Below are 1,435 nucleotides of genomic sequence, written 5' to 3'. Positions count from 1 at the left end.
GTTTTAATAAATACTGATTGGTATAGAATTGATCCAGGCAATTCAAGGAGTGCGTGTGTCGATCAAAGTGGCCATCGTGGGTTCGGGTATTTCAGGCTTGGCGGCCGCCCATGCCCTCAGGGGCAAGGCGGACATCACGCTGCTGGAGGCGGGCGCCTGGTTTGGCGGGCATACCCACACCGTCGACGTGACGCTTCCAACACCGCGCGGTGAGGTCACCCACGGGGTGGATACAGGATTTCTGGTCCTTAACGAGCGCACTTACCCGCAACTGATCAAGCTCCTGGCGGAGCTGGACGTGGCAAGCGTCAAGTCAGAGATGTCGTTTTCGGTGCAGACCGACGATTTCGGCAACGGCCGCACCATGGAATGGAGCGGCTCCAGCCTGAACGCCGTGTTTGCGCAACGCGGCAATCTGGCCAACCCGCGCTTTTGGGGCATGCTGCGCGACCTGCTGCGCTTTAACGCCCTGACCAGCCGCATGGCCCAAAGCGGAACCGATGCGCAACTGGRCCAACCCCTCGGAAAGTTCCTGGACGAGCACGGCTTCGGTGCCGCGTTTTGCGACTGGTACTTCCTGCCCATGATGGCCTGCATCTGGAGCTGCCCCACCGCGCAGATGCTGCAGTTCCCGGTGTCGACCATGGTGCGCTTTTGCCACAACCACGGCTTGCTGCAAATCACCAACCGCCCCCAGTGGTGGACCGTGCAGGGCGGTGCCAGGCACTATGTCGAAAAAATCATCGATGGCATTGCGAACAAGCGGCTGAACACCCCGGTGCGCCGTATCGAACACGTTGGCAACACGCCGGACGGCAAAGCCAGCGTGCGCATCCACACCGACGCGGGCGCCGAGCTGTCTGACAGGGTCATCATCGCCACCCATTCCGACCAGGCCCTGCGCATGCTGGCCGCGCCGACGGCGCAGGAGCGTGAAACCCTGGGAGCCATTCACTACCAGTCCAACAAGGCCGTGCTGCATACGGATGTCTCGGTTCTGCCGACGCGCAGGGCCGCATGGGCGGCCTGGAACTACGAGCGCGCGGGCGGAGCCGGGCAGGAGGGCGCGCGGGTGTGCCTGCACTACCTGATCAATCGCCTGCAGCCCTTGCCCTGGGAGCAGCCGGTGGTCGTATCCCTGAACCCGGTGCGCCCCATCGCACAGGAAAAAATCATCGGTGAGTACGACTACGCCCACCCGGTGTTCGACCTGGCCGCCGTGGCGGCGCAGACCCGCATGCCGGCGCTGCAGGGCAAAAACCATCGCTACTTTGCGGGCGCGTGGATGGGCTACGGCTTTCATGAAGACGGCCTCAAGGCCGGGCTGGCTGCCGCCGCGCAGCTGTTGGCGGACGCATGAGCCAGCCCGTGCCGCTCATCGGTTTCGGCCAAGTGCGCCACACCCGCCTGCGCCCGCGGTGCCACGCGTTTGTTT

1 protein-coding gene is annotated in these 1,435 nt (G+C 63.8%); it reads left to right on the top strand.

Annotated elements, in window-relative coordinates:
• Positions 1–61: 61 nt before the first annotated feature.
• Positions 62–1,360 (top strand): NAD(P)/FAD-dependent oxidoreductase, encoded by a 1,299-nt coding sequence (locus AC1DWI_RS23045; protein ID WP_477725902.1) that lies wholly within the window; start codon positions 62–64, stop codon positions 1,358–1,360.
• The last annotated feature ends 75 nt before the right edge of the window (positions 1,361–1,435 follow it).

Source organism: Polaromonas sp. P3_C2, assembly GCF_056402675.1.
Note: the sequence above shows the minus strand (reverse complement) of the source record. Positions and strands in the feature narration are given on the sequence as shown.